Genomic DNA, 3,729 nt, shown 5'->3' on the forward strand with positions numbered 1-3,729 from the left:
AAGAGCCGAACACGATCGCCCAGGTGAAGGGCACGCTGGTCCACGCGGTGTTGGAGAACCTGCACCAGCTGCCCCGTGGCAGTCGCACCTACCCGGCGGCGGTGAAGATGATCCGCCCGGAGTGGGAGAAGATGCTGGCCAAGGACCCGGAGCTTTCGGAGCTGGTGCCCGAGCAGTCCACTGTGGAGTTCTGGGAGGAATGCCGCGAGCTGGTGAAGGGCTACTTCCAGATGGAAAACCCGGATGGTTTTGACGCCCACGAGTGCGAGCAATTCGTGAATTTAACGCTGCCCAACGATGTGCCGGTGCGCGGTTTCATCGACCGCGTGGACATCGCGGAGACCGGACAGGTGCGCGTGGTGGACTACAAGACGGGCAAGAAGCCCGCACCCCGCTTTGCGGACTCGGCCCGCTTTCAGATGATGTTTTACGCCCTGGTGTGGTGGCGCATGACGGGCGAGCTGCCCACCCAGTTGCGGCTGATGTATCTGAAGGTCAGCGACGACATGGTGCTGCGCCCCACCGCCACTGAGCTGGCTGCCTTCGAGCGCGAGCTGGGCGAGCTGTGGGCGCGCATCCTGGCGGATGTGCGCAGCGGAAACTTCCAGCCGCGCACCACCAAGCTGTGCGGGTGGTGCCACTTTCAGGACCTCTGCCCCGCTTTCGGTGGCACCCCGCCGGACTATCCCTTGGAAGTTTCCTCTTCGTAGTCCGTGTAGAGCTTGCCCTGGAACGTCGGGTTCAGCAGGTTCTCCGGACTCAATACCTCGTCGAGGGTTTCTTCGTCCAACAGGCCCTTTTCCAGAACCAGGTCGCGCACGGGCTTGCCGGTGCGGGCGGCCTCCTTGCCCACCAGGTCGCCGTTGTGGTGGCCGATTAGCGGGTTCAGGTAGGTGATGATGCCGATGGAGTTCTCCACGTAGCGGCGGCACACGTCGGCGTTGGCCGTGATGTCCACGACGCACAGGGTGCGCAGCGTGGTGCAGGCGCGGGCCAGGAAACGCACGGACTCGAACACGCACTGGGCGATGACCGGCTCCATGACATTGAGCTGCAGCTGGCCGGCCTCGGCGGCCATGGAGACCGTCTGGTCGTTGCCGAAGACCTTGAAGCAGATCTGGTTCACGACCTCGGGGATGACCGGGTTCACCTTGGCCGGCATGATCGACGAACCGGCCTGGCGCTCCGGCAGGTTGATCTCGTTCAGTCCGGCGCGCGGGCCGGAGGACAGCAGGCGCAGATCGTTACAGATCTTCGACAGCTTCATGGCCACGCGCTTCACGGCGGCGTGGGCGTTGACGTACGCGCCGGTATCGCTGGTGGCCTCGATGAGGTCGCGGGACGGCTCGATCTTCAGGCCGCTGACCTCGCTGAGCGCGCGGATGACCGCGTTCTGGTAGCCGGGCGGGGTGTTCACGCCGGTGCCGATGGCGGTGGCGCCGAGGTTCACCTCGCGCAGCTGCGCCTGGGAACGCTCCAGCTGCAGGCGTTCCTCGGCGATGTTGTAGCCGAAGGCGCGGAACTCCTGGCCCAGGGACATGGGCACTGCGTCCTGGAGCTGGGTGCGTCCCATCTTCAGGATGTTGCGGAATTCGTGGCCCTTGGCCAGGAACGCGCGCTCGAGCGCGTCGAGGTGCTTGATCAGCTGGTCGATTGCGAAGTGCAGGCCCAGGCGGAAGCCGGTGGGGTAAGCGTCGTTGGTGGACTGGGACATGTTGACGTCATCGTTGGGGTTGATGACGTCGTAGGAGCCCTTCGGGTGCCCCAGGTATTCCAAGGCGAGGTTGGCGATCACCTCGTTGGTGTTCATGTTCACACTGGTGCCCGCGCCGCCCTGGAAGACGTCGATCGGGAACTGATCCATGCAGCGGTACTCTTCCAGCACCTGGTCGCAGGCCCAGATGATGGCTTTGGCCTTCTCATCGGGCAGGGCGAAGACCTCGTTGTTGGCGATGGCGGTGGCCTTCTTGACCATCACCATGCCGCGGATGAACTCCGGAATCTGGTTGATCGTGGTGCGCGAGACCTGGAAGTTATCCACCGCGCGGAGGGTGTGCACGCCGTAGTAGGCGTGGTCGGGCACCTCCATGGTGCCCAGCAGATCCTCTTCGGTACGGAAACTCTTTGCAGCACGCGCCAGCTGGGAGTGTGTTTCAGCCGACGTAATGATGTCAGTGGAGCTCACGACTGCATCGCGGTGAACCTCTGCCGCTGCTTTTGACGGAATTGGTTTATCGGTCACTATTCGTCCTCTGGTTGGGGAACAACTTTCTGTTCCCCCACCCTAACGAAATTGGACCTAGATGCGCGCGATCCTTATGTCGGTAGCCAGAATTGCCTCAGCGCCGAGGGCGGAAAGCTTGTCCATCAGGGAGTTGGCCTGGGTCTTTGGCACCATCGCGCGGACGGCCACCCAGCTGTCGTTGGCCAGCGGGGAGACGGTCGGGGCGGACAGACCCGGCGTGATCGCGGCGACCTTGTCCAGGTTCTCGCGAGCCACGTTGTAGTCCAGCATCACGTAGTTGTGGGCGTGCAGGATGCCCTGGATGCGCTTGATGAGCACCCGCTGCTCAGCGGTCACCTCCGCGCCCTTGCGGCCGACGATCACGGCCTCGGAGACGCACAGCGGCTCGCCGAAGGGCTTTAGCCCCTGCTGGCGCAGCGTCCGGCCGGTGGAGACCACGTCGGCGATGACGTCGGCCACACCTAGGCGGATGGAGATCTCCACGGCGCCGTCCAGGCGAATCACCTGTGCCTCCAGACCCCGGTTGGCGAGGTCCTTGCGTACCAGGTTCGGGTAGCTGGTGGCGATACGCTTGCCGGCGAGCTGCTCAACGGTCCAGTCCTCGTCCTTCGGAGCGGCATAGCGGAAGGTGGAGGCGCCGAAGCCCAGGGGTAGCAGCTCGTCGACCTCCTCGCGCGTGTCCGCGGCCAGGTCGCGGCCGGTGATGCCGATGTCCAGGTGGCCGGAGGCGATGTAAATCGCGATGTCCTTGGGGCGCAGGAAGTAGAACTCCACCCCGTTGTCCTCGTCGGCGATAGTCAGAGACTTCGAATCGCCGCGAGTGGCGTAGCCGGCCTCCTTCAGGATCGAGGTGGCCGTCTCGGACAGGGAACCCTTGTTGGGGACTGCGACGCGCAGCATGATCGTGGTGGCTGCCTTTCTCGGGTTTGCTTTTTGTGGTCTAGAGGTACTTGTAAACGTCAGCGGGGGTCAGGCCACGGCCAACCATCACGACCTGCAGCCAATACAGCAGCTGGGAGATCTCCTCGGCCAGTTCCTCGTCAGACTCGTACTCCGCGGCCAGCCACACCTCGCCGGCCTCTTCGACGATCTTCTTGCCTTGGAAATGCACCCCGGCGTCCAGAGCCTTGACCGTGCCGGAGCCCTCGGGGCGCTCCTTGGCGCGGGAAGACAGCTCGGCGAAAAGGGAATCGAAGGTCTTGAGTTCTTGTTCGTTCACGCCTTCCATTGTGGCAGATCGCACATCGGCCGGCGCAGTGCGCCCCAGCTCTGCGTAAATTCGGCGCAGATCCTCCAGCGTGAAGCCGCTTAAGTCCTGGGCTCTCTCGCGCAGTTCAGCCAGGGTGTGCACTCCTCGCGGGATCGCGGTCTCCGGGTCGGTGGGGGCTCCCAGCACGCGGCAGCCCGCGTCGCGGGCGGCGGTCATGCCCGTGGTGGAATCCTCCACCACCAGGCACTCGTCGGGGGCGAAACCAAAGCGCGCG

At 64.2% G+C, this 3,729-nt stretch carries 4 protein-coding genes; 1 reads left to right on the forward strand and 3 read right to left on the reverse strand.

Annotated elements, in window-relative coordinates; genetic code table 11:
* The coding region (locus Q0331_RS00665; protein ID WP_298073959.1) for a PD-(D/E)XK nuclease family protein at positions 1–710 on the forward strand (710 nt) is incomplete at its 5' end.
* On the opposite strand, the gene aspA is transcribed toward Q0331_RS00665, so the two are convergent.
* From aspA to Q0331_RS00680, 3 genes are all read right to left on the reverse strand, one after another.
* Positions 683–2,185: an aspartate ammonia-lyase gene (gene aspA / locus Q0331_RS00670; RefSeq protein ID WP_298073963.1), complete on the reverse strand. Its 1,503-nt coding sequence runs from the start codon at positions 2,183–2,185 to the stop codon at positions 683–685. The two genes, Q0331_RS00665 and aspA, sit on opposite strands and share 28 nt — an antisense overlap.
* A gap of 114 nt (positions 2,186–2,299) precedes the next feature.
* Positions 2,300–3,145, reverse strand: a complete 846-nt coding sequence (gene hisG, locus Q0331_RS00675; RefSeq protein WP_298073961.1) for an ATP phosphoribosyltransferase — start codon at positions 3,143–3,145, stop codon at positions 2,300–2,302.
* A 40-nt stretch (positions 3,146–3,185) separates the two neighbouring features.
* Entirely contained in the window at positions 3,186–3,473 is a 288-nt protein-coding gene (locus Q0331_RS00680; protein ID WP_298073965.1) for a phosphoribosyl-ATP diphosphatase, read from the reverse strand.
* Positions 3,474–3,729 lie beyond the last annotated feature (256 nt).

The organism is uncultured Corynebacterium sp. (assembly GCF_937999985.1).
Lineage (GTDB): Bacteria > Actinomycetota > Actinomycetes > Mycobacteriales > Mycobacteriaceae > Corynebacterium.

What these genes read in the sequence shown, in the direction of transcription:
- hisG (WP_298073961.1), bottom strand. Translation starts at nt 3,145, where the DNA reads ATGCTGCGCGTCGCAGTCCCCAACAAGGGTTCCCTGTCCGAGACGGCC.
- Q0331_RS00680 (WP_298073965.1), bottom strand. Translation starts at nt 3,473, where the DNA reads ATGGAAGGCGTGAACGAACAAGAACTCAAGACCTTCGATTCCCTTTTC.